Source organism: Streptomyces sp. NPDC050997, assembly GCF_040660135.1.
Lineage (GTDB): Bacteria > Actinomycetota > Actinomycetes > Streptomycetales > Streptomycetaceae > Streptomyces.
Genome location: NZ_JBFAGK010000004.1, coordinates 152,821 through 175,140, shown reverse-complemented (window position 1 = coordinate 175,140; position 22,320 = coordinate 152,821). Strand labels below are relative to the sequence as shown.

The following is a 22,320-nucleotide window of genomic DNA, read 5'->3' as shown; positions in this document are numbered from 1 at the left end:
ACGCCGATAAGGTGGCCGGAAATCCAGCCGGACGACGTGGTCCGGACCCGGCCCACGTGGAGAAGGTATTTCGGGCTATGCGCATTGGTGTCCTGACGTCCGGCGGCGATTGCCCCGGTCTGAACGCGGTCATTCGGTCCGTCGTGCACCGTGCCGTCGCCGACCACGGCGACGAGGTCATCGGTTTCCGGGACGGCTGGAAGGGCCTCCTGGAGTGCGACTACCTCAAACTCGACCTCGACGCGGTGAGCGGAATCCTGGCTCGCGGCGGCACGATCCTCGGCTCCTCCCGGGTCCAGCCCTCGCATCTGCGGGACGGCGTGGAGCGGGCCCGGGGCCATCTGGAGGAGCTCGGGCTCGACGCGGTCATCCCGATCGGGGGCGAGGGCACGCTCAAGGCGGCCCGGCTGATGTCGGACGGCGGTCTGCCCATCGTGGGCGTGCCGAAGACGATCGACAACGACATCGCTGTCACCGACGTCACCTTCGGCTTCGACACGGCCGTGGGCGTCGCGACGGACGCCCTCGACCGGCTCAAGACCACCGCCGAGTCCCACCAGCGTGTCCTGGTCGTCGAGGTCATGGGCCGGCACACCGGCTGGATAGCGCTGACGTCCGGTATGGCGGCCGGCGCCCACGCCATCGTCGTACCGGAACGGCCCTTCGACATCGAGGAGTTGGCCCGCCGGGTCGGCGAGCGGTTCGAGGCGGGCAAGCGGTTCGCGATCGTGGTCGCGGCGGAGGGAGCCAAGCCGGCGCCGGGCACCATGACCTTCGACGAGGGCGGCAAGGACATCTACGGGCACGAGCGGTTCGCGGGGATCGCCCGGCAGCTGTCGATCGAGCTGGAGCAGCGGCTGGGCAAGGAAGCGCGACCGGTGATCCTCGGGCATGTGCAGCGGGGTGGCACGCCCACCGCGTACGACCGGGTGCTGGCGACCCGGTTCGGGTGGCATGCGGTGGAGGCCGTGCACCGGGGGGAGTTCGGGAAGATGACGGCCCTGCAGGGGACGGACATCGTGATGGTGCCGCTGGCGAAGGCGGTGGAGACGTTGAAGACGGTTCCGGCGGAGCGGTACGCGGAAGCGGAGTGCGTGCTCTGACGTGCCGATGAGAGCTCGGCGCGTTCGGTCGAGTCGTTGTCCTGCCCCCGGTCACATCAGTGGCCGGGGGCGGTTCTAGTCTTGGGGCGGACAGAAACCGTGCAACCCCCACGAATCAGGAGCCGGCGGAAATGGATCACAGCGGGCACGGCATGATCATGGATCTGCCGCCGTTCACGCTGGGGCGGGGTCTTCAGTGGTCGGCTGACCCGTTCTTCCTGGTGGCCTGCCTGGTGGGCCTCGGTCTGTACGGGTGGGGGGTCGTGCGGCTGCGGCGGCGTGGGGACGCGTGGCCGGTGGGGCGGACGGTCGCGTATGTCGCCGGCGTGCTGACCATCGCGCTCGTGATGTGCACCGGGCTGAACGACTACGGCATGGTCATGTTCAGCGTGCACATGGTGCAGCACATGGTGATCAGCATGCTGTCGCCGATCCTGATCCTGCTCGGCGCCCCGATCACGCTGGCGCTGCGCGCGATGCCGCCGGCGGGGCGCGGCCGCAAGGGCCCGCGCGAACTGCTGCTGATGTTCCTGCACAGCCGTTACATGCGGATCATCACGCACCCCGCGTTCACCATCCCGCTGTTCATCGCGAGCCTGTACGCGCTGTACTTCACCCCGATATTCGACTTCCTGATGGGGTCCAGGACCGGGCACATCGCGATGATGGTGCACTTCCTCGCCGTCGGCGTGGTCTTCTTCTGGCCGATCATCGGAGTGGACCCGGGCCCGAACCGCCCCGGCTATCTGATGCGGATGCTGGAGCTGTTCGCCGGCATGCCCTTCCACGCCTTCTTCGGCATCGCGCTCATGATGGCGTCCACGCCGATGGTCAAGACGTTCGAGAACCCGCCCGCCTCGCTCGGTATCGACGCCCTGTCGGACCAGAACGCGGCCGGCGGAATCGCGTGGGCGTTCAGTGAGATTCCGTCTGTACTGGTGCTGATCGCACTGCTGTTCCAGTGGTACGGATCCGAGCAGCGGCAGGCCAAGCGCCAGGACCGGGCCGCCGACCGGGACGGCGACAAGGAACTCGAGGCATACAACGCCTATTTGGCCTCATTGAACGCACGCGGGCGTTGAAGGGCCGCTCATTCAGTAGCATGAAGCGCGATGGGGGAACCGCCGGGGGGAGCGGTGATGACACTTCGCGCATTGATGCAAAGGCTCGCGAAAAGGATTGCGTGTCTACTGGTTCTCGTTCTCGTACTGAGCGGATGCGACAGAGACACGTCCTTGTCGGTGGTGAAGGCGGTCGCCGTGGGAGTGCCCTCCCTGGCGCCGTTCTTCGACGAGCACAGCGGGCTCGGCCAGGACGCCCAGGTCCGGTCGCGTCCCGCACACGGCGGGTTGCAGCAGGGCGACACACCGGGACTGTACGGGGGCTCGAAACAGCCGACGCTCTGTGATGTCGAACGGCTCGAACAGTTCCTCACGGATCCCGCGAACGAGCGGAAGGCCCAGGCGTGGGCAAGGGCGCTGGGGATAGCCAGGGAAGAGATCCCGGATTATCTGGAACGACTCACACCCGTTCTGTTGCGTCACGACACTCTTGTGAAGAACCACGACTACAAAAAGGGAAAGGCCGTCCCCTACGACTCCCTGCTCCAGGCGGGAATCGCGATTCTGGTCGATCCGCGTGGGCTTCCCGCCGCGAAGTGCTCGTGCGGAAATCCACTACGTCCTTTCCAGGGCGACACGAGCCGGATCTCCGTCAGGTTCGAGGACGGCAACAAGAAGTGGCGGGGATACGAGCGTTCGTCGGTGGTGGCCGTACGGCCCGCCTCCCGGACACTGGACCGGATCGCCCTCGTCGACGTCCACACACCCGAGCGGGGCATCAACCGGCCGGTCGGCACGACGGGCGAGGACGACTCCGCCTTCGACACCCGGAAGCGGCGCGCGGTGCCGAACCTCGCCGGGACGACGTTCGGGCAGGCGAGCCGACGGCTGGCCGACGCGGGGCTGGCGGCCGGCTATGACGGGCAGGTGCCGCCGGACGCGGCCAGGGTCACGGCCACGGATCCGCCCGCGGGGACCGAGCTGCGGTTCGGGGAGTACGTGACGCTGAGCGTGGCCGGGGGTGAGTCCGGACGCGGGCAGGAGGGCACGTCCGGGGTCCCCCCGGAGAAATCCTCCAAGGGCCCCTCCGTGGGCCCGTCCGAGGGCACGTCTGGTGGGACGACCGGTGGGACGACCACTCCCCCGTCGTCCGGGTCCTCAGGTGCGACGAGCACACCACCGCCGTCCAGCGATGGACCAAAGCCCCCCTCGTCCGGTACGTCCGGTACACCTGGTATGCCCGGTACCTCGCCCGGCTCGCAGCCCCCGGCGTCCGACCCGCCGCCCGGCTCCAGGCCCCCGTCCCCGGACCCGCCGCCCGCCTCCGAGCCCGCCGCCGCCTCGCCCCCGGCCGACGCGCCGCCCGCGTCCGTTCCTCCGGCCAGTTCGCCGCCGCAGGTGACGAGCGCGCGCCCGCCCAGTGATCCGCCCCCGCCCGGCACCCCGGTCACCACCAGTGCCCCGCCCCCGACGAGCGCCCCCGTCACCAGTGAACCCGCCGGCAGTGAACCGGCGAGCGGCGAGCCGACCGTCGGCGCGTTTCTGTAGCGCCTCCGTAGAACCCGGGAGTCACCGGATGCCCCAAGGATCATCGACGTCGGGAGTGGGCCGGGTCATCGCCGGCCGCTATGTGCTGCTGAACCGGCTCGGCAGTGGCGGTATGGGCCATGTGTGGCTCGCCCACGACCAGAGACTCGCCTGCGAGGTCGCGCTCAAGGAGATCGTGTTCCGCGACCCGGCCGAGGCGCGTCACGAGCGGGAGGCGCGGGTGGCGCGGGCCCGCGCCGAGGCTCGGTACGCGGCCGGGCTGCGCGGCCATCCGCACGTGGTGACCGTGCACGACGTACTGGAGCACGACGGGCTGCCGTGGATCGTCATGGAGTACGTGGCGGGCGCCGTCGACCTGCGGGACCTGGTCGGGACGCGGGGGCCGCTCGCCCCCGCCGAGTGCGCCCGGATCGGCCTGGCCGTGCTCGACGCGCTGACCGCGGGGCACGAACGGGGCGTGCTGCACCGGGACGTGAAACCGGCGAACATCCTGCTGGCGCCGGATCGCACGGGGGCTCCGTACGGACGTGTCCTGCTCATGGACTACGGCATCTCCGTGCAGCCGGACGCCGGTGAGACGCGGTACACGCTGGCGTCCGTCCTCGTGGGCACGGCCGGCTATCTGGCGCCCGAGCGGGCCACGGGCGAGGCGCCCACCCCGGCCGCCGACCTGTTCTCGCTGGGCTGCACGCTCTACCACGCCGTGGAGGGCGAGGGGCCCTTCGAGCGTGAGTCGCATCTCGCCGAGATCACCGCGGTGGTCATGGAGGAGCCACGGCCGGCCGTGCGGGCCGGGGCGCTGGCGCCCGTGCTGCGGGCCCTGCTCGCGAAGGACCCGGACCGGCGGCTGACGGCGCCGGAGACCGAGGCGGCGCTGTCGCGGATCGTCACCCCGCAGGCGGAGGCGTACGCCCGCACCCAGACCGACCTGGGGTCGCAGCCGCCGTGGGCGGGCGTACCCGCGCCGCCGACGGATCCGCAGGGGTACGGGTCTCAGCCCGCGGGGTCGCTGGGACACGGGCCGCCGCCCGTCGGATCGCTTGAGCACGGGTCGGCCGCGGGTTCGCGGGGATACCGGTCGTCGAGGAGCGTGGGCTCGCAGGGGTACGGGGCGGACGCGGACGGGTTCGGGCCGTCGGTGCTGCCCACCGCCGAACCCGGCCGGCGGCGGCGTGAGCGCTCGCACGGCCTGCGGGCCGCCCTCGCCTGCGGACTGGGGCTGGCGCTCGCGCTGGGCGGTGTCTGGTACGCCATGGCCGACCGATCGGGCGGCGGTTCCGAGACCGGGACCGGGCCGCCGTACGGCGAGACCGTCGGGCTGGCCCAGCCGTTGCGCGAGGGCGACTGTGTCCTCGCCCAGTGGGCGGGCGCCCGTTTCCACGGTGTGCCCCGGCTGACCCTGGACACCACCTGCGGGACCACGGCGGCACCGGACGGGCAGGTGCTGGCCCTTGTGGCGGCCGCGTCGGCGGACGAGGCGCGGCGGCTGGGGCCGGCCCGGTGCGAGGAGCGGACGCGGGAGATCCGGGACAAGCTCGCCGATGTGCGCAGTCTCGCCGTCGTGCCGTCGCAGGACGGTTTCCGGGCCGCCGGGCGGCGCAGCGCCTGTCTGGTGCTGGGCGCGCACGGGCCGGTGTACGGGCCGCTGGGCGGCCACCGCGGGCCCGGCTCGGCGTTCGCGGACACGGCGACCATGCAGAAGCGGGACTGTCTGGACGTCCGCTCCAACCGGGACGCCAGGCTGGTGGCCTGCGGCGGACCGCACGACGAGGAGGTGCTCGGGTTCACCCGGCTCGGCGCCGAGGTCACGCTCCCCGAGGCGCGCACCGAGTCGGACGTGGCGTGCGGGCGGGAGGTGCCGCCGGGCGACTACGGATTCGACCCGTCGGCCTATACGGCGGGCTCCTGGACCAGCGAGGGGCCCTGGAAGAACGGCACACATTTCGTCGTGTGCACCGTCCGGAGGCAGAACGGGGGCACCATGGAGTCAGACGAACCATGAGGAGGGTGTTGCGATGCCCGGTTCCCCGGACGGCTCGACCAGAACGATGGGGGTGCTCACCGTAGGCGGACTCGTCGCGGTGACCGCCTACACGGTGGCTCTCGGCAGTAACGGCTGGCTGTGGTTCGGCTGGGTCGTGCTGGGGCTGATCACCCTCGGGATGGTGGCCACCCGCAGCACCTGACCGTCAGCCGTCGCTGAGGCGGCTCGCGGAGTGCACCCCCGGCTGGTACTTCGGCAACCGGGCGGTGATCTTCATGCCCGCTCCCACGGCGGTCTCGATGACCAGGCCGTAGGCGTCGCCGTAGACCTGGCGGAGCCGGTCGTCCACGTTGGACAGGCCGATGCCGCCGGACGGGCTGATCTCGCCCGCGAGGATGCGGCGCAGCAGGGCGGGGTCCATTCCGGCGCCGTCGTCCTCGATGACGACCAGGGCCTCGGCGCCGGAGTCCTGTGCGGTGATGCTGATGTGGCTCTTGCCGGACGCCGCCTTGCCCTCCAGGCCGTGCTTGACGGCGTTCTCGACGAGGGGCTGGAGGCACAGGAACGGCAGGGCGACCGGCAGCACCTCCGGGGCGATCTGCAGGGTCACCGAGAGGCGGTCGCCGAAGCGTGCCCGTACGAGCGCCAAGTAGTGGTCGATGGCGTGCAGTTCGTCGGCCAGGGTGGTGAAGTCGCCGTGTCTGCGGAACGAGTAGCGGGTGAAGTCGGCGAACTCCAGGAGCAGTTCGCGGGCCCGCTCGGGGTCGGTGCGCACGAACGAGGCGATCACCGCGAGCGAGTTGAAGATGAAGTGCGGGGATATCTGGGCGCGCAGGGCCCTGATCTCGGCCTCGATGAGGCGGGTGCGGGACTGGTCGAGGTCGGCGAGTTCCAGCTGTACGGAGACCCAGCGGGCGACCTCTCCGGCGGCCCTGACCAGGACGGCGGACTCGCGGGGCGCGCAGGCGACCAGGGCGCCGTGGACGCGGTCGTCGACGGTGAGGGGGGCGACGACCGCCCAGCGCACCGGGCAGTCGGGGGTGTCGCATCCGAGCCGGAACGCCTCTCCGCGGCCGGTCTCCAGGGGGCCCGCCAGCCGTTCCATGATCTCGGAGCGGTGGTGGCCGCCCACGCCGTCCCAGACCAGGACCTCCTGGTGGTCGGTCAGACACAGCGCGTCCGTGCCGAGCAGGGTGCGCAGCCGGCGGGCCGACTTGCGGGCGGTCTCCTCGGTCAGGCCGGCCCGCAGCGGCGGCGCGGCGAGGGAGGCGGTGTGCAGGGTCTCGAAGGTGGCGTGCTCGACGGGGGTGCCGAGTCCGCCGAGGTTCTGCGGGCGCGCGGTGCGCCTGCCGAGCCAGAAACCGGCGGCGAGCAGGGGCAGGATCGCCACGCACAGCCCGGCGAGGAAGCCGCTCATGTCGTCACCGTCACCGGGTGAGGCACGCTCATGCCTTCACCTCCGCCCGCAGTTCCTCCGGCAGATGGAAGCGCGCCAGGATCGCCGCCGTGCCCGCCGGTACCCGTCCCGCCGTCGCCAGGGACACCAGCACCATGGTGAGGAAGCCCAGCGGCACCGACCACAGCGCGGGCCAGGCGAGCAGGGCGTGCAGCGGGCCGGTGCGCGGGAAGCCCGCCATGGTCGCGGCCACGGCGACGAACGCGGAGCCGCCGCCGACCAGCATCCCGGCGGCGGCGCCCGGCGGGGTCAGCCTGCGCCACCAGATGCCGAGGACGAGGAGCGGGCAGAACGACGAGGCGGACACGGCGAAGGCCAGGCCCACCGCGTCCGCGACGGGCAGTCCGCCGACCAGGACGCTCGCGGCGAGCGGTACGGCCATGGCGAGGACCGTGCCGAGCCGGAAGTGCCGTACGCCGCGCGAGGGCAGGACGTCCTGGGTGAGGACGCCCGCGACGGCCATGGTCAGCCCGGAGGCCGTGGACAGGAACGCGGCGAAGGCGCCGCCCGCCACCAGCGCGCCGAGGAGGTCGCCGCCGAGGCCGCCGATCATGCGGTCGGGCAGCAGCAGGACGGCGGCGTCCGCGTTGCCGGTGAGGGTGAGTTCGGGGGTGTAGAGCCTGCCGAGGGCGCCGTAGACCGGCGGCAGGAGGTAGAAGACGCCGATGAGTCCGAGCACGGCCACCGTGGTGCGCCGGGCGGCGACGCCGTGCGGGCTGGTGTAGAAGCGGACGACGACGTGCGGCAGGCCCATGGTGCCGAGGAAGGTGGCGAGGATCAGTCCGTACGTGGCGTACAGCGGGCGTTCCTCGCGGCTCGCGGCCAGGGAGGTCGACATGCCGCCGTTGGTGCCGCGGTCGGCGGCCGGGACGGTGGCGCCCTTGGCGAAGGTGAGCCGGGTGCCCTGCTCGATGTGATGGGTGCCGGCCGGGAGCCGCAGCCGCTGCCGGTCGTGCGGGCGGCCGTCGACGGTGCCGGTGACCGTGACGGTCAGGGGCCCCTCGAGCTTGAGGTCGAGGCTGTCGTCGACACGGACGACCCGCTGCTCACGGAGGGTCACCGGTTCCTCGAAGGCGTGCCGGGGTGCTCCGTCGCCCTGCCAGGCGAGCAGCAGGAAGAGGGCGGGGACCAGCAGGGCGGTGAGCTTGAGCCAGTACTGGAAGGCCTGCACGAAGGTGATGCTGCGCATGCCGCCGGCGGCGACGGTGGCCACCACGACGACCGCGACAATCACTCCGCCGGACCATTCGGGCGCCCCGGTCAGCACGGTCAACGTCAGTCCGGCGCCCTGGAGTTGAGGCAGCAGGTACAGCCAGCCGACCCCGACGACGAAGGCGCCCGCCAGCCGCCGTACGGCCTGGGAGGCGAGCCTGGCCTCGGCGAAGTCGGGCAGCGTGTAGGCGCCGGAGCGGCGCAGCGGGGCGGCGACGAACAGGAGCAGGACCAGATAGCCGGCGGTGTAGCCGACGGGGTACCAGAGCATGTCCGGGCCCTGGACCAGGACCAGTCCGGCGATACCGAGGAAGGAGGCGGCGGAGAGGTACTCGCCGCTGATGGCGGCCGCGTTCAGTCGGGGACCGACGGTGCGGGAGGCGACGTAGAAGTCGGAGGTGGTGCGGGAGATGCGCAGGCCGAAGGCGCCGACGAGGACGGTCGCGACGACGACGAGGGCGACGGCGGGGACGGCGTAGTTCGAGTTCATCCGCGGTCGGTTCAGCGGTCTTCGACGAGGCGCACGAAGTCCCGTTCGTTGCGTTCGGCGCGCCGCACGTACCAGCGGGCGAGCAGCACCAGGGGGATGTAGAGGCCGAAGCCGAGGACGGCCCATTCCAGGCGGCGGGCGTCCGGCATCGCCGCGAAGAGCAGGGGCAGCGGGCCCACCAGGAGGCCGAGGACCGCGAACACGGTGAGGGCGGCGCGCAGTTGGCTGCGCATCAGGGAGCGGACGTAGGTGTGGCCGAGGGTGGTCTGTTCGTCGATCTCGGTGCGCGGGCGGTAGTAGCCCAGGACGCGGCGTTCGCGCCGGGGTGGGCCGGTGACGACGACTCGGCGTTCGGTGGGGTTCTGGGGCACCGTCACGGCCTCCTCATCAGCAGGTCCCGCAGCTCACGGGTGTGGCGACGGCTGACCTGGAGCTCCTCGGAGCCGACCCGGACGCTCACCGTGCCCGCGTCCAGGCGGAGTTCGCCGATGTGGCGCAGGGCGACCAGGTGGCGGCGGTGGATGCGGACGAAGCCTCGGAAGCGCCAGCGTTCCTCCAGGGTCGACAGCGGGATCCGTACGAGATGGCTGCCCTTGTCGGTGTGCAGCCGGGCGTAGTCGCCCTGCGCCTCGACGTGCGTGATGTCGTCGACGGAGACGAAGCGGGTCACACCGCCGAGCTCGACGGGTATGTGGTCCGGGTCGGGTTCGTGCACGGGGATGCGGGGGCCCAGGTCGCTGCGCTCGGCGGCCCGGCGGACGGCCTCCGCGAGACGTTCCTTGCGGACGGGTTTGAGGACGTAGTCGACGGCCTTGAGGTCGAAGGCCTGGACGGCGAAGTCCTCGTGCGCGGTGACGAACACGACCAGCGGCGGTTCGGCGAACCCGGTCAGCAGGCGGGCGAGGTCCAGGCCGTCGAGGCCGGGCATGTTGATGTCGAGGAAGACCACGTCGATGGCCTCCGGCCCGTGCGGCCCGGACTCCAGCGCCCGGTTGATCCGGCGCAGCGCCTCGGTCGCGTCACCCGCGCCCTCCGCACTGCCGATGCGGGGGTCGGCGTTCAGGAGATAGAGCAGCTCCTCCAGTGAGGGGCGTTCGTCGTCGACAGCCAGGGCGCGCAGCATGAAGGTGGAGTCTAGGAGCAATTCGTACGACTGGACATGTGCCGGGGTGTGCACGTGCGCGCTGGGCGGGGTGCCCTTGGGGTGCTGGATACAGTGCCCGCATGAACAGCAGGCTCACACCGTTCGACGAGCTCGACCGGAAGATCGTCACCGCGCTGATGGCGAACGCCAGGACCAGTTTCGCCGAGATCGGCGCGGTGGTCGGGCTGTCCGCGACGGCGGTGAAGCGGCGGGTGGACCGGCTGCGCGACACCGGTGTGATCACCGGGTTCACGGCGACGGTGCGGCCGTCGGCGCTGGGCTGGCTCACGGAGGCCTACGTCGAGGTGTACTGCGAGGGCGCGGCCCCGCCCCGGCGGCTCGCGGAAATGGTCCGCCACCATCCGGAGATCACCGCGGCCATGACGGTGACGGGCGGGGCGGACGCGCTGTTGCATGTGCGGGCGCGGGACGTGGACCATTTCGAGGAGGTGCTGGAGCGGATCCGGACGGAGCCGTTCATCCGGAAGACGATCAGTGTGATGGTGCTGTCCCACCTCCTCCCGGAGAGCCCGGAGGCGGGTGCCAGCCAGCCCGTTCCGGAGGAAACGCCGGGGGACGCAGCAAACATGCGTTGAACCGGCTGAAGACGCAGCGATCCTGCGCAGACACGCAATTTTTGTTTCTTGTCGGGTGTATCCACCTCTTCCTACCTTGGTGTCAACCCTCAGTCGACACCGCAGGAAGCGGAGGAACCCCTCTGTGACCGATACCCGTGTGCCGCGCCGACGGCGCTTCCTCGTCTGCGAACCCAGACACTTCGCCGTGCAGTACGCGATCAACCCCTGGATGCATCCCGACAACCGAGTCGACGCCGATCTGGCCCACGAGCAGTGGCAGGAACTGATCCGCGCCTACCGGGCCCACGGCCATGAGGTCGACACCCTGGAGCCGGTCCCGGGTCTCCCGGACATGGTCTTCGCCGCCAACTCGGCGGTCGTGGTCGGCGGCCGGGTCTTCGGCTCGCTCTTCCACGCGCCCGAGCGCCGTCCCGAGTCCACGCACTACGACACCTGGTTCAAGGCGGCGGGCTACGACGTCCACCGCCCCGAGTCCGTCTGCGAGGGCGAGGGGGACCTGGTGTGGACGGGCCGCTACCTGCTGGCCGGCACCGGCTTCCGCACGACCCGCGAGGCGCACCGCGAGGTGCAGGAGTTCTTCGGCCACCCGGTGATCAGCCTGACGCTGGTGGACCCGTACTTCTACCACCTCGACACGGCCCTGTTCGTCCTGGACGGCGGGCACGACGGAAACATCGTGTACTACCCGGAGGCCTTCTCCCACGGCAGCCGCGCGGTCCTCGCGCGGCTGTATCCGGACGCGGTGCTCGCCACCCGCGACGACGCGATGACGTTCGGACTGAACTCCGTCTCCGACGGCCGGAACGTCTTCATCGCACCCCGGGCCGAGGCGCTGGCCACCCGCCTCGCCGACCGCGGCTATGTCCCCGTCCCCGTCGACCTCTCGGAGTTCCAGAAGGCCGGCGGTGGCATCAAGTGCTGCACTCAGGAGATCCGCTCATGACCGCTCCCGTCCGCACGCGTTCGTCCGCCGATCTGATCATCGCCGAGGAGCCGGTGCTGGCGCACAACTACCATCCGCTTCCCGTGGTCGTCGCCCGCGCGGAGGGCACCTGGGTGGAGGACGTGGAGGGCCGCCGCTACCTCGACCTGCTGGCCGGCTACTCGGCCCTCAACTTCGGTCACCGGCACCCCGCCCTGATCGAGGCGGCGCACCGCCAGCTGGACCGGCTGACGCTCACCTCGCGCGCCTTCCACAACGACCGGCTCGCCGAATTCGCCGAGCGGCTGGCGGAGTTGACCGGCCTCGACATGGTGCTGCCCATGAACACCGGCGCCGAGGCGGTGGAGAGCGCGATCAAGGTGGCCCGCAAGTGGGCGTACGAGGTGAAGGGCGTCCCGGCGGACCGGGCCACGATCGTGGTGGCGGCGGACAACTTCCACGGCCGTACGACGACGATCGTGTCGTTCTCCACGGACGAGACGGCCCGGGCGGGCTTCGGCCCCTTCACACCGGGTTTCCGTGTGGTGCCGTACAACGATCTGGCCGCGCTGGAGGCGGCGGTCGACGAGACGACGGCGGCGGTGCTGATCGAGCCCATCCAGGGCGAGGCCGGCGTGGTCATCCCGGACGAGGGCTATCTGACCGGCGTACGTGAGCTGACCCGCCGCCGGGGCTGTCTCCTCGTCGCCGACGAGATCCAGTCGGGGCTCGGCCGCACGGGCCGCACGCTCGCCGTGGAGCACGAGGGTGTGGTGCCGGACGTGCTGCTGCTGGGCAAGGCGCTGGGCGGCGGCATCGTCCCGGTGTCCGCGGTCGTCGCCCGCAGGGACGTGCTCGGTGTACTGCGGCCGGGCGAGCACGGGTCGACGTTCGGCGGCAACCCGCTCTCGGCCGCTGTCGGCACGGCGGTGATCGAGTTGCTGGAGACGGGCGAGTTCCAGCGCCATGCCGCCGACCTGGGCACGGTGCTCCGCGACGGGCTCACGGGACTGGTCGGCAAGGGCGTCGTCGGCTTCCGCGCGCGCGGACTGTGGGCGGGCGTCGACGTGGACCCGGCCGTGGGCACCGGCCGTGAGATCAGCGAGCGTCTGCTCCGCGAGGGCGTCCTGGTCAAGGACACCCACGGCTCGACCATCCGCCTGGCCCCACCCCTGACGATCACCGGCGAGGAGCTCGCCATGGCGCTGGGGGCGCTGAAGAGGGTACTGACCCGGGGGTGACCCGGGCGGGGCGCCCGGCGCGGTGATGGCGTACGGGGGCGGGCGCCCAGTACTAAGAGTTCCGGCTCGACCGCCGGTTCAGGGGTGCGGGTGCGCTGTAGCTTGTGGCGCAGTTCCCCGCGCCCCTTCCGGTGCGCCCCTTCGGGGCTGCCCCGGACTTCGACAGACAACCGTTGTCGGTTTCTTCGATCCGTCCGAGCGGACGCCGGTCGACCGCGCGATTCCCTCCTAAAGGGGCAGGATTGAGTCAAGTAGTGGTAGACCACTCTCAGCGACAGAGAGGTCGGCCGTGGGCACAGACGAGGAGCGTGACGTCGCCCGTCGGCGGTTCGACGTGGCGGATGCCGCACCCGTGCTGCTCGACGCGGCGGGGGTGGTGACGAGCTGGAGCACGGAGGCGGAGCGGCTGCTGGACCACCCCGCCGCCGAGGTGGTGGGCACGAGCCTGGCCGAGCTGGTGTCCGCCGAGGACGCCGGGCGGGTGCCGGGCCTGGTCGAGCGGTGGCACCGGGACGGCGGCTGGGCGGGGCTGCTGGTGGTCCGGCACGCCGACGGACGGCCGGTCAGGGTCATGGCGCGGGTCGCCTCCACCGAGGAGGCCCACGGACCCTCGCGGTGGCTGATGCTGCTGTCCGAACTGGCCGAGGCCTCCGGCTGGGACATGCACCGCACCGTGCTGGAGCAGATGGCCGCCCGCTCGCCCATCGGGATCGCCATCGTCGACACGGACCTGCGGTTCGTCTGGTCGAACGACGCGATGGCACAGTTCGGTGGCGGCCCGCCCGGGCAGCGGCTGGGGCTGCGGCTGGGGGACGTACAGCCGGGCGTGGACGCCGACGAGGCCGAGGCGCACATGCGACACGTCCTGGCGACCGGGGAGTCGGTCGTCGGGTACGAGCAGATCGGCAACCTGCGGTCCTCACCGCACCGGGAGACCGCGCAGGTGCTGTCGTTCACCCGGCTCGACGACGAGCGGGGTCACCCGATGGGCGTCTACTACACCGTCGTGGACATCACCGCTCACCACCGCGCCCGGCAGCGGCTGGCCCTCCTGGACCGGGCCGGTGAGCGGATCGGCCGCGGTCTGGACATCGTGCGGACCGCGCAGGAGCTGGCCGACGTGGCGGTCCCGGCGTTCGCCGACCTCGTCGTCGTGGACCTGCTGGAGTCGGTGCTGCGAGGCGCGGAACCGGACCCCGGGCCGGTGGACGGGGGCGCTCCGGTGCGGCTGCGACGGGCCGGACGGCAGTCGGCGGACGCCGACCCCGCCTGGACCGTCGGTATCGGCGAGGACATCGTCCACCCGCCGGGGTCGCCACCGATCCGCTGTATGGCCACAGGCCGGTCCTGGCGCCAGGAGCGGCCCGACCCGCTCGACCCGGAATGGGACACCGACTCCCCCAGTGGTCCCGAGGCAACTCTTCCGGGGCTGGGCCCGCACAGCCTTCTGGTGGTGCCGGTCCGGGCGCGGGGCGTCACCCTGGGGGTCACCACGTTCTTCAGGCGGCGCGACCAGGAGCCCTTCGACGAGGACGACCTGCACCTGGCCGAGGATCTCGTCTCACGGGCGGCCGTATGCGTGGACAACGCCCGCCGCTACACCCGCGAACGGGATGCCGCCCTGATCCTGCAGCGCAACCTGCTGCCGCACCGGCTGCCCGAACAGTGCGCGGTGGACGTGGCCGCCTGCTACCGCCCGGCCGACGAGCTGACCGGCCTGGGCGGCGACTGGTACGACCTGATCCCGCTGTCCGGCGCGCGGGTCGCCCTCGTGGTGGGCGAGGTGCCCGGGCACGGCATCGGCGCCGCTGCCGCGATGGGGCGCCTGCGGACCGCCGTACGGACCCTCGCGGCGCTGGAGCTGCCGCCCGAGGAGGTGCTCGCCCACCTGGACGACCTGGTGGCGCGGGCCGCCCGCGAGGAGGGCGTCGAGTCGGATCCGGTCGGCGCCGACAGCACCCAGGCCGTGGGATCCGGGTGTGTCTACGTCGTCTACGACCCCGTCGACGGGAGTTGCTCGATGGCCGCCGCGGGCCATCCCGCGCCCGCCGTCGTGCTGCCCGACGGCAGCGTGATGTTCGTCGATCTTCCGCAGGGGCCGCCGCTCGGCGCGGGCGGGCCGCCCTTCGAGGCGGTCGAGCTGGCGCTGGTGGAGGGCAGCACGCTGGCCCTGCACACCGACGGTCTGCTGGCCCGTGGGCCACAGTTGACCCCGGAAACGGACCGGGACCGGCTGCGGCGGGTCCTGGAGCGGGAGGCGCCCTCGCTGGACGTGCGCTGCCGGAGCGTGGTCGACGCGCTGGTGCCGGAGCATCCGCACGACGACGTGGCCCTGCTGATGGCGCGGACCCGGCTCCTCGGTGCCGACCAGGTCGCGGACTGGGACCTGACCGGTGACCCGGCCGTCGTCGCGGAGGCCCGCAAGTCGGCCGCCCGGCAGCTCACCGAGTGGAACCTGGAGGAGCTGGCCTTCACCACGGAGCTGGTCGTCAGCGAACTGGTCACCAACGCCATCCGGTACGGCACCGGCCCCATCCGGCTGCGTCTGATCAAGGAGCGGGCGCTGATCTGCGAGGTGTTCGACGGCGGCGCCACCGCGCCGCATCTGCGTCATCCGCGCACCACGGACGAGGGCGGGCGCGGGCTGCTGCTGGTCTCCCAGTTCACCCAGCGGTGGGGAACCCGCTTCACCCCCGAGGGGAAGATCATCTGGGCGGAGCAGTCCCTGACGGAGCCGCCCGTATGACGTAGAACAGCACATATCGTGGGAAACTGTAATGATCCCGGTGGCGAGAGCGGGAGCCATGAACGATACGGCGGTCGACTACGCGGCGGCGTTCCAGGCCCTGCCCGGAATGGTGGCCCTGCTCACGCCTGACCTCGTGTACGCGGACGTCAACGAGGAGTTCCTGCGCACGGCCGGCCGCGCGCGCGAACAGTTGATCGGACACCACCTGTTCGAGGTCTTCCCGGACAACCCCAACGACCCCGCGGCGACGGGTATGCGCAATCTGCAGGCCTCCCTGCGGCGCGTGCTGGCCACCGGCGAGCGCGACGCGATGGCACTTCAGCGCTACGACCTCGAGGACCCGGAGCGGCCCGGGCACTGGCAGGAGCGGTACTGGAGTCCGTGCAACGCGCCGGTTTTCGGCGAGGACGGCGAGGTGGTGCTGCTGGTGCACCGGGTCGAGGAGGTCACCGAGCTGATCCGGGCCCGCGGCGGCCGGCACCCCGGCAGGGCCCGGGTACTGGAGACCGAGCTGTACACCCGCGCCCGTGAGCTCCAGCAGCTCAACGAGCGGCTGCGGCGCGCACACGCCCGTGAGCGCGAGGTGGCGCTGGCCCTGCAGGAGGCGATGCTGCCCGCCGGCCGGCAGGTGAGCCACCACCTGGCCGCGGTGCGCTACCGGCCCGCGGTCGGCGCGCTGAACGTGTGCGGCGACTGGTACGACCTGGTCGACCTGGTGGGCGGCCGTCGGCTCGGGGTGTCCGTGGGCGACGTGGTCGGCCACGGACTGGCGGCCGCCGGCGTCATGGGCCAGCTGCGCAGCGCCCTCAGCGCCACCTCCCGGGTGGCCGACGGCCCGGCCGAGGCACTGGACGTGCTGGGGCGCTACGCCCATGTGGTCGACGGTGCCGAGTCGGCCACCGCCGTCACCACGTTCATCGACTTCGACCAGCACACCATCGCCTACAGCAGCGCCGGCCATCCGCCACCGGTGCTGGTGCATCCCGACGGCCGGACGGAGTTCCTCGACCGGGCCACCGACCCGCCGCTCGACGCGCGTCCCGACCCGGTCCCGAGACCCCAGGCCGACACGACGTTCACCGACGGCGCCACCCTCGTGCTCTACACCGACGGCCTGATCGAGCGCCGCCATGAGGACATCGACACGGGCCTCGCCCGGCTCGCCGCCTCGCTCACCCGGCATCGCGAGGCGGACCCCGAGGCTCTCGCGGACGCCGTCCTGCTGGAACTGCTGCCCCCGGGAGGTGCAACCGACGACACGGCGCTCATCGTCGTACGGCTGTGATAGCAGAATCCCGGGGCCGGACGGCGACGCCCGGCGGGTCTTATGGGCAAGCCTCAACAGGCCCTTGTCCGGGCCGGGGTGGCCGATCGGGCCCGGTTTCGCCGCTCCCCTCCTGCCTCTACACTTGGCACCCCCACAGCACGCCGGTTGACCTGCTGGAACACGGCGGCCCGGCCCACCCGCCGGAGTGAGGAGCGACCCGTTGTTCTACTACGTGCTCAAGTACGTGTTGTTGGGCCCCCTGCTGAGACTCGTCTTCCGGCCCCGAATAGAGGGCCTCGAACACGTACCGGACACGGGTGCCGCGATCATCGCGGGCAACCATCTCTCCTTCTCGGACCATTTCCTGATGCCCGCCGTTCTGAAGCGGCGCATCACCTTCCTCGCCAAGGCGGAGTACTTCACCGGCCCCGGTGTGAAGGGCCGTCTGACCGCGGCGTTCTTCCGCAGCGCGGGGCAGATCCCGGTGGACCGCTCGGGCAAGGAGGCGGGCCAGGCCGCCATCCGCGAGGGGCTCGGCGTGCTGAGCAAGGACGAGTTGCTCGGCATCTATCCCGAGGGCACGCGCTCCCATGACGGGCGGCTCTACAAGGGCAAGGTCGGCGTCGCGGTGATGGCGCTCCGGGCCGAGGTCCCGGTGATCCCGTGCGCGATGATCGGCACTTTCGAGGCCCAGCCGCCCGGCAAGGTCGTCCCGAACCTGCACCCCGTGGTGATCCGCTTCGGCAAGCCCCTCGACTTCTCCCGCTACGCCGGAATGGAGAACGAGAAGGCCGTCCTGCGCGCGATCACCGACGAGATCATGTACGCGATCCTGACGCTGTCCGACCAGGAGTACGTCGACAAGTACGCGGCCGCGGCGAAGGCGGAGGACACCGCCGCGCGCTCCGACAAGGAGCGCAGGTTCCGCAAACTGCCGCTGAGTTGATCTCTTCGCTGTCGGCAGAGATCCCTGGGACGAGGGCCGCTCGAACCGTACGGTCAGGGCATGCGACGTGCTGTGGTGATCGGAGCGACGGGACAGATCGGACGGGTGGCCGTGGGCGCGCTGGCCCGGGACGACTGGGAGGTGACGGCCCTCTCGCGGGGCGGCGGACGGGACGAGGGCTGGCCCGAGGACGTGCGGGTCGCACGGGCCGACCGCGAGGACGAGGCGGCCCTGGCCGGGGCGGTCGGCGACGGCTGCGACGTACTGGTCGACATGGTGGCCTACGGGCCCGGGCACGCACGGCAGTTGACCTCGCTGGCCGACCGGGTGGGCTCGGCCGTGGTGATCTCCAGCGTCTCGGTGTACGAGGACGACAAGGGCCGCAACTTCGACACCCAGGGCGAGCCGGGCGGCTTTCCCGAGTACCCGCTGCCGATCACGGAGGACCAGCGGACCGTCCGGCCGAGTGACGCCTCGTACAGCACCCGCAAGGCCGGGCTGGAACGTGAACTCCTCGCTGTCGGCTCCGAGTTGCCCACCACGCTGCTGCGGGCCGGCGCGATCCACGGACCGCACTGCATGACCCCGCGCGAGCTCTACTTCGTCAAGCGCAACCTGGACGGCCGGCCCCGGCGGGTCCTCTCGTACGGCGGCGAGAGCCGGTTCCATCCGGCGAGCGTCCACAACCTCGCCGAGCTGATCCGGCTGGCCGCCGCACGACCGGGCGCCCGGGTCCTCAACGCCGTGGACCCGGACGCGCCGACGGTGGCGGAGATCGCCCGCGCGATCGACACGGTCATGGGCGTCGAACGGGAGAGCGTCCTGGTGGACGGCCCGCCGCCCGCGCCCACCGTGGGGGACACCCCGTGGTCGGTGCCGGTGCCCGTGGTCTGCGACATGACCGCCGCCGAACGGGAGTTGGGCTACCGTCCGGTCGCCCGGTACGCCGAGACGCTGCCGGACACCGTCGCCTGGATCGAACGGCACCTGGCCGGACGGGACTGGCGGGAGGCGTACCCGAAGATGTTCCGGGCGTACGGCGACCTCTTCGACTACGCGGCGGAGGACGCGTTCCTCGACGCGTGACGCCTGACGCGTCACGCGTGACGGAGGGGCGGCCGTCGGTCGACGGCCGCCCCTCCCCCTGTCTGTCTGCCTGCCCGTCTGCCTACGGCTTCGGCGTCTCGTGCGGTGCGCAGGTGACGTCGGCGCGGTCCAGCTTGCCGGTGAGCAGGTAGGTGTCCACCCGCGGGTTGATACACGGGTTGACCAGGCTGGTCACGCCGTGGGAGCCCGCGTTCTTCTCGGTGATCAGGCGGGAGCCCTTGAAGCGCTTGTGCAGTTCGACGGCGCCGTCGTACGGCGTGGCGGCGTCACGCTCGGACTGCACGATCAGCACGCCCGGCAGCCCCTTGCCGGTCTTCACGTTCACCGGGGTCTGCTGCTTGACCGGCCAGGTCGCGCAGGGCAGGTTCATCCAGGCGTTGGACCAGGTCAGGAAGGGGTGGTCCTGGTGCAGCCGGGTGTTGTCCCGGTCCCACTTCTTCCAACTGGTGGGCCACTTGGCGTCGGTGCACTCGACGGCCGTGTAGACGGCGTTGCCGTTCTCCGAGGCGATGTTGCCCGCGGTGTCCGACAGGTCCGGGGCGGCCGCGTCGACGAGCGCCTGGGTGTCCCCGGCGAAGTACTTGCTGAAGACCGTGGCGACCGGTACCCACGAGGAGTCGTAGTACGGGGCGCCCTGGAAGAGGCCGAGCAGTTCGGCCGGGCCGACGACCCCGCCGATGGGGCTCTTCTTCGCAGCGGCCCGCAACTCCACCCACTTCGCCTGGACTTCGGCCCGGGTGCCGCCGAGGTGGAAGGCGGCGTCGTTGGCGGCGACCCAGTCCTCCCAGTCCTTCCAGCGGCCCTCGAAGGCGACGTCCTGGTCGAGGTTTGCCTCGTACCAGATCTTGTCGCGGGACGGGTTGACGACGCTGTCGACGACCATCCGGCGGACATGGCCCGGGAACAGCGTGCCGTAGACCGCGCCGAGGTAGGTGCCGTAGGAGACGCCCAGGTAGTTGAGCTTCTTCTCGCCGAGCGCGGCGCGGATCACGTCCAGGTCGCGCGCGGTGTTCGGGGTGGTCATGTGCGGCAGCATCTCGCCGCTGCGCTCGTAGCAGCCCTCTGCGTACTCGCGGGCGAGCTTGCGCTGGGCGGCCTTGTCGGCCTCGGAGTCCGGCACCGGGTCCAGCTTGGGCGCCTTCACGAACTCCTGCGGGTCTACGCAGGAGATGGGCGCGGAGTGGCCGACACCGCGCGGGTCGAAGCCCACGAAGTCGTACGCCTTGGCCGTGTTGGCCCACACGGGGGCCTTGGTGGTGACCCGGCGCGGGAAGCGCATACCGGAACCGCCCGGTCCGCCGGGGTTGTAGATGAGCGCGCCCTGACGCTCCTTTGTGGTGCCGGTGTTGCCGATGCGGTCGACGGCGAGCTTGATCTGCTTGCCGTACGGCTTGGCGTAGTCGAGCGGCACGGTGACATAGCCGCACTGGATGGGCTTCTCCAGGCCCCAGTCGGCCGGGCAGTCCTGCCAGTCGATACCGGTCTTCTCGGCCTTGGCGGCGGCGATCGCGGCGCCGCGGGCCTCACGGTCCTGACCGCCGTGGCGGGAGTCCGCGTTGGCGCTCGCCGTGGGCGCGGCCACGGCGCCGGCTATCAGCGTCGCCGTGACGAGCACTCCGGCTGAACCGAACGCCGCCGTGCGCCGCGTCACTCTCTTGTCCCTCAAGGGGGCCCTCCCCGTACGTTGTTGATGAGTACGGGGATCTTCTCGGCTGTGAGTCGCCTGGGAACAGGGGTGGTCGGCCTTCTTTGCCAATCCGATAAGCGGAGCGTGCCGTTCGCTCGGCGGACTTTCTGTCCTAACCCAGATTTGTCATGGCTTCGTCCAACAGCCGCCGTAGCCGCAGCGCGTCCGGCGCCACGGCGGTCACCAGGGCGGCGGGCCCGGCGAGCGGCAGGACCGCGGCACCGTCCCCCAGTACCCGCGCGGGGACCGGCTCACTCGCGAACTCCGGCCGTACGACGACGAGCTGGCCGACGGCCCGGTGACCGGCGAGAACGGCGGGCCCGTCCCAGCCACCCGGGGCCCCGGGGCCACAGGCCAACTCCTGGTCGAGCACAGTCCGGCCCGCGACGCGCAGGACCAGCCGGCTGCCGAGCCGCCCCGGCTCCTCTCCGGTCCGCCCGAGCACCTGCTCCTCGCGCAGGACGAGCCGGGCCGTCGCCCCGAGGTCGACGCGGGTGACGACCCTCAGATCGCTGCCCCGCGCGCAGATCAACTGCTCTGGCAGCCAGCGCAGTTCACCACCGTCGGCGACGGTGAGCCGGACGTCGTAGCGGGCCTCACCCTTCGCCTGCCCCGGCAGCGCGATGGTGGCGGCGGCCGAGCCGACCCGCAGCCGGGCCCCGGTCTCGACACCGGCCTCCACCGTGAAGTGGTCGCCGCCGAGCGGCCCGCTCATCGCGCCGACGAGCATGACCCGTGCTTCGTCGCCGCTCCCCCGGGTCCGCCGCAGGGCCAGCGGCCCGTCGCCCTCCAGCACCGGCAGGGACGTACCGCCCCGGCCGTCGTCCCGCGCGAGCATCCGGGCGGTGGCCCGCACTCCGGTCACGCCCGCGGTCATGCCGTCCACGCGGCGAGCCGCGCCCGCACCCAGCCGGCGACGTCCGTCACACCGGGTTCGCTCCTGAGCGACTGGAACACGACCGGCAGTTCGGCCCGCTGTGCCTTGGCGTCCGCCGCCATCCGCCCGAGGTCGGAGCCGACGTACGGCGCGAGGTCGGTCTTGTTGACGACGAGCAGGTCCGCGGTGGTGACACCGGGCCCGCCCTTGCGCGGGATGTCGTCTCCGCCGGCCACGTCGATGACGAAGATCTGCGCGTCGACGAGCCCCTTGGAGAAGGTCGCCGTGAGGTTGTCCCCACCGGACTCGACGAGGATCAGATCCAGCGGCCCGACCTCGTCCTCCAGGTCCTCCACCGCTTCCAGGTTGGCGGAGATGTCGTCCCGGATCGCGGTATGCGGACACGCCCCGGTCTCCACGGCAGTGATCCGCTCGGGCGGCAACACGGCCTCCCGCAGCAGGAACTCCGCGTCCTCCCGCGTGTAGATGTCATTGGTCACGACAGCCAACGACAACTCGTCCCGCAGAACCCGACAGAGCGCGGCAACAGTAGCGGTCTTACCCGAACCGACGGGCCCCCCGAGCCCGATCCGCAGAGCACGCCGAGAACCATCGGGACGCCGAGCGTCGGCGCTGACGGCGGCGGGGCCGTCGTGGGAGTGGTCGAGATGCATGTGCGGCTCCTATGCAGTTGGTCGGTGATTCGAGGGGCGGGGCGGAGTCCCGGGGTGCGGGGCGCAGTCTCCGGGGAGGGGTGCAGGGACACAGTCCCGGGGTGCAGGGACACAGCCCCGGGGTGCAGGGACACAGCCCCGGGGTGCAGGGACACAGTCCCGGGGTGCAGGGACACAGTCCCGGGGTGCAGGGACACAGTCCCGGGGTGCAGGGACACAGTCCCGGGGTGCAGGGACGCAGTCCCGGGGTGCA

The 22,320-nt window shown here is 71.6% G+C and carries 19 protein-coding genes; 12 read left to right on the top strand and 7 right to left on the bottom strand.

Annotation, left to right across the window (positions count from 1 at the left end):
• The first annotated feature begins 77 nt into the window (after positions 1–77).
• The 5 genes from AB0H86_RS10780 to AB0H86_RS10760 all read left to right on the top strand — a co-directional run bounded on the left by AB0H86_RS10780 (position 78) and on the right by AB0H86_RS10760 (position 5,898).
• Positions 78–1,103 carry a 6-phosphofructokinase gene (locus AB0H86_RS10780; RefSeq protein WP_362435687.1) on the top strand — a complete coding sequence of 342 codons (1,026 nt, stop codon included), beginning with the start codon at positions 78–80 and terminating at the stop codon, positions 1,101–1,103.
• A gap of 131 nt (positions 1,104–1,234) precedes the next feature.
• Entirely contained in the window at positions 1,235–2,185 is a 951-nt protein-coding gene (locus tag AB0H86_RS10775) for a cytochrome c oxidase assembly protein (protein ID WP_362435685.1), read from the top strand.
• A 159-nt stretch (positions 2,186–2,344) separates the two neighbouring features.
• Positions 2,345–3,712, top strand: a complete 1,368-nt coding sequence (locus AB0H86_RS10770) for a DUF6777 domain-containing protein (protein WP_362436458.1) — start codon at positions 2,345–2,347, stop codon at positions 3,710–3,712.
• Between the two features lie 28 nt (positions 3,713–3,740).
• Positions 3,741–5,714: a protein kinase gene (locus tag AB0H86_RS10765; RefSeq protein WP_362435683.1), complete on the top strand. Its 1,974-nt coding sequence runs from the start codon at positions 3,741–3,743 to the stop codon at positions 5,712–5,714.
• Positions 5,715–5,727: 13 nt separating this feature from the next.
• Positions 5,728–5,898, top strand: a complete 171-nt coding sequence (locus tag AB0H86_RS10760) for a hypothetical protein (RefSeq protein ID WP_362435681.1) — start codon at positions 5,728–5,730, stop codon at positions 5,896–5,898.
• A gap of 3 nt (positions 5,899–5,901) precedes the next feature.
• Here AB0H86_RS10760 and AB0H86_RS10755 read toward each other — a convergent pair whose 3' ends face one another.
• The 4 genes from AB0H86_RS10755 to AB0H86_RS10740 are packed head-to-tail and all read right to left on the bottom strand — an operon-like array spanning position 5,902 to position 9,977.
• Entirely contained in the window at positions 5,902–7,113 is a 1,212-nt protein-coding gene (locus AB0H86_RS10755; RefSeq protein ID WP_362435679.1) for a histidine kinase, read from the bottom strand.
• 28 nt (positions 7,114–7,141) lie between these two features.
• Positions 7,142–8,854: a cation acetate symporter gene (locus AB0H86_RS10750; RefSeq protein WP_362435677.1), complete on the bottom strand. Its 1,713-nt coding sequence runs from the start codon at positions 8,852–8,854 to the stop codon at positions 7,142–7,144.
• Between the two features lie 11 nt (positions 8,855–8,865).
• Positions 8,866–9,225: a hypothetical protein gene (locus AB0H86_RS10745; protein ID WP_362436456.1), complete on the bottom strand. Its 360-nt coding sequence runs from the start codon at positions 9,223–9,225 to the stop codon at positions 8,866–8,868.
• 2 nt (positions 9,226–9,227) lie between these two features.
• Positions 9,228–9,977 carry a LytTR family transcriptional regulator DNA-binding domain-containing protein gene (locus tag AB0H86_RS10740; RefSeq protein ID WP_362435675.1) on the bottom strand — a complete coding sequence of 250 codons (750 nt, stop codon included), beginning with the start codon at positions 9,975–9,977 and terminating at the stop codon, positions 9,228–9,230.
• 101 nt (positions 9,978–10,078) lie between these two features.
• Between AB0H86_RS10740 and AB0H86_RS10735 the strand changes: the two genes are divergently transcribed.
• The 7 genes from AB0H86_RS10735 to AB0H86_RS10705 all read left to right on the top strand — a co-directional run bounded on the left by AB0H86_RS10735 (position 10,079) and on the right by AB0H86_RS10705 (position 18,808).
• Positions 10,079–10,594, top strand: coding sequence for an Lrp/AsnC family transcriptional regulator (locus tag AB0H86_RS10735; RefSeq protein WP_362435673.1), 516 nt, complete (start codon positions 10,079–10,081; stop codon positions 10,592–10,594).
• A gap of 124 nt (positions 10,595–10,718) precedes the next feature.
• Positions 10,719–11,540, top strand: coding sequence for a dimethylargininase (ddaH, locus tag AB0H86_RS10730; RefSeq protein WP_362435671.1), 822 nt, complete (start codon positions 10,719–10,721; stop codon positions 11,538–11,540).
• Complete coding sequence (gene rocD / locus AB0H86_RS10725) at positions 11,537–12,760, top strand: ornithine--oxo-acid transaminase (protein WP_362435669.1); 1,224 nt, start codon at positions 11,537–11,539, stop codon at positions 12,758–12,760. Before ddaH ends, rocD begins: the two co-directional genes overlap by 4 nt.
• Before the next feature lie 289 nt (positions 12,761–13,049).
• Positions 13,050–15,506, top strand: coding sequence for a SpoIIE family protein phosphatase (locus AB0H86_RS10720; RefSeq protein WP_362435668.1), 2,457 nt, complete (start codon positions 13,050–13,052; stop codon positions 15,504–15,506).
• Positions 15,507–15,564: 58 nt separating this feature from the next.
• Entirely contained in the window at positions 15,565–16,794 is a 1,230-nt protein-coding gene (locus AB0H86_RS10715) for a SpoIIE family protein phosphatase (protein ID WP_362435667.1), read from the top strand.
• Positions 16,795–16,996: 202 nt separating this feature from the next.
• Positions 16,997–17,722, top strand: coding sequence for a lysophospholipid acyltransferase family protein (locus tag AB0H86_RS10710; protein ID WP_362435666.1), 726 nt, complete (start codon positions 16,997–16,999; stop codon positions 17,720–17,722).
• Positions 17,723–17,782: 60 nt separating this feature from the next.
• On the top strand, positions 17,783–18,808 hold the full coding sequence (locus AB0H86_RS10705; protein WP_362435665.1) for an NAD(P)-dependent oxidoreductase: 1,026 nt from the start codon (positions 17,783–17,785) through the stop codon (positions 18,806–18,808).
• A gap of 82 nt (positions 18,809–18,890) precedes the next feature.
• Here AB0H86_RS10705 and AB0H86_RS10700 read toward each other — a convergent pair whose 3' ends face one another.
• The 3 genes from AB0H86_RS10700 to ureG form a co-directional block, all read right to left on the bottom strand.
• Positions 18,891–20,495: an alpha/beta hydrolase gene (locus tag AB0H86_RS10700; protein ID WP_362435664.1), complete on the bottom strand. Its 1,605-nt coding sequence runs from the start codon at positions 20,493–20,495 to the stop codon at positions 18,891–18,893.
• A gap of 133 nt (positions 20,496–20,628) precedes the next feature.
• Positions 20,629–21,393, bottom strand: a complete 765-nt coding sequence (locus tag AB0H86_RS10695; RefSeq protein ID WP_362436454.1) for an urease accessory protein UreD — start codon at positions 21,391–21,393, stop codon at positions 20,629–20,631.
• Complete coding sequence (gene ureG, locus AB0H86_RS10690) at positions 21,390–22,067, bottom strand: urease accessory protein UreG (protein WP_362435663.1); 678 nt, start codon at positions 22,065–22,067, stop codon at positions 21,390–21,392. The genes AB0H86_RS10695 and ureG overlap by 4 nt, the downstream gene beginning before the upstream one ends.
• Positions 22,068–22,320 lie beyond the last annotated feature (253 nt).

Bases quoted from the DNA above. Each gene is read 5' to 3' on its own strand.
- AB0H86_RS10780 (WP_362435687.1), top strand. From the start codon at position 78: ATGCGCATTGGTGTCCTGACGTCCGGCGGCGATTGCCCCGGTCTGAAC.
- AB0H86_RS10775 (WP_362435685.1), top strand. From the start codon at position 1,235: ATGGATCACAGCGGGCACGGCATGATCATGGATCTGCCGCCGTTCACG.
- AB0H86_RS10765 (WP_362435683.1), top strand. From the start codon at position 3,741: ATGCCCCAAGGATCATCGACGTCGGGAGTGGGCCGGGTCATCGCCGGC.
- AB0H86_RS10760 (WP_362435681.1), top strand. From the start codon at position 5,728: ATGCCCGGTTCCCCGGACGGCTCGACCAGAACGATGGGGGTGCTCACC.
- AB0H86_RS10755 (WP_362435679.1), bottom strand. From the start codon at position 7,113: ATGAGCGGCTTCCTCGCCGGGCTGTGCGTGGCGATCCTGCCCCTGCTC.
- AB0H86_RS10750 (WP_362435677.1), bottom strand. From the start codon at position 8,854: ATGAACTCGAACTACGCCGTCCCCGCCGTCGCCCTCGTCGTCGTCGCG.
- AB0H86_RS10740 (WP_362435675.1), bottom strand. From the start codon at position 9,977: ATGCTGCGCGCCCTGGCTGTCGACGACGAACGCCCCTCACTGGAGGAG.
- AB0H86_RS10735 (WP_362435673.1), top strand. From the start codon at position 10,079: ATGAACAGCAGGCTCACACCGTTCGACGAGCTCGACCGGAAGATCGTC.
- rocD (WP_362435669.1), top strand. From the start codon at position 11,537: ATGACCGCTCCCGTCCGCACGCGTTCGTCCGCCGATCTGATCATCGCC.
- AB0H86_RS10715 (WP_362435667.1), top strand. From the start codon at position 15,565: ATGAACGATACGGCGGTCGACTACGCGGCGGCGTTCCAGGCCCTGCCC.
- AB0H86_RS10705 (WP_362435665.1), top strand. From the start codon at position 17,783: ATGCGACGTGCTGTGGTGATCGGAGCGACGGGACAGATCGGACGGGTG.
- AB0H86_RS10695 (WP_362436454.1), bottom strand. From the start codon at position 21,393: ATGACCGCGGGCGTGACCGGAGTGCGGGCCACCGCCCGGATGCTCGCG.
- ureG (WP_362435663.1), bottom strand. From the start codon at position 22,067: ATGCATCTCGACCACTCCCACGACGGCCCCGCCGCCGTCAGCGCCGAC.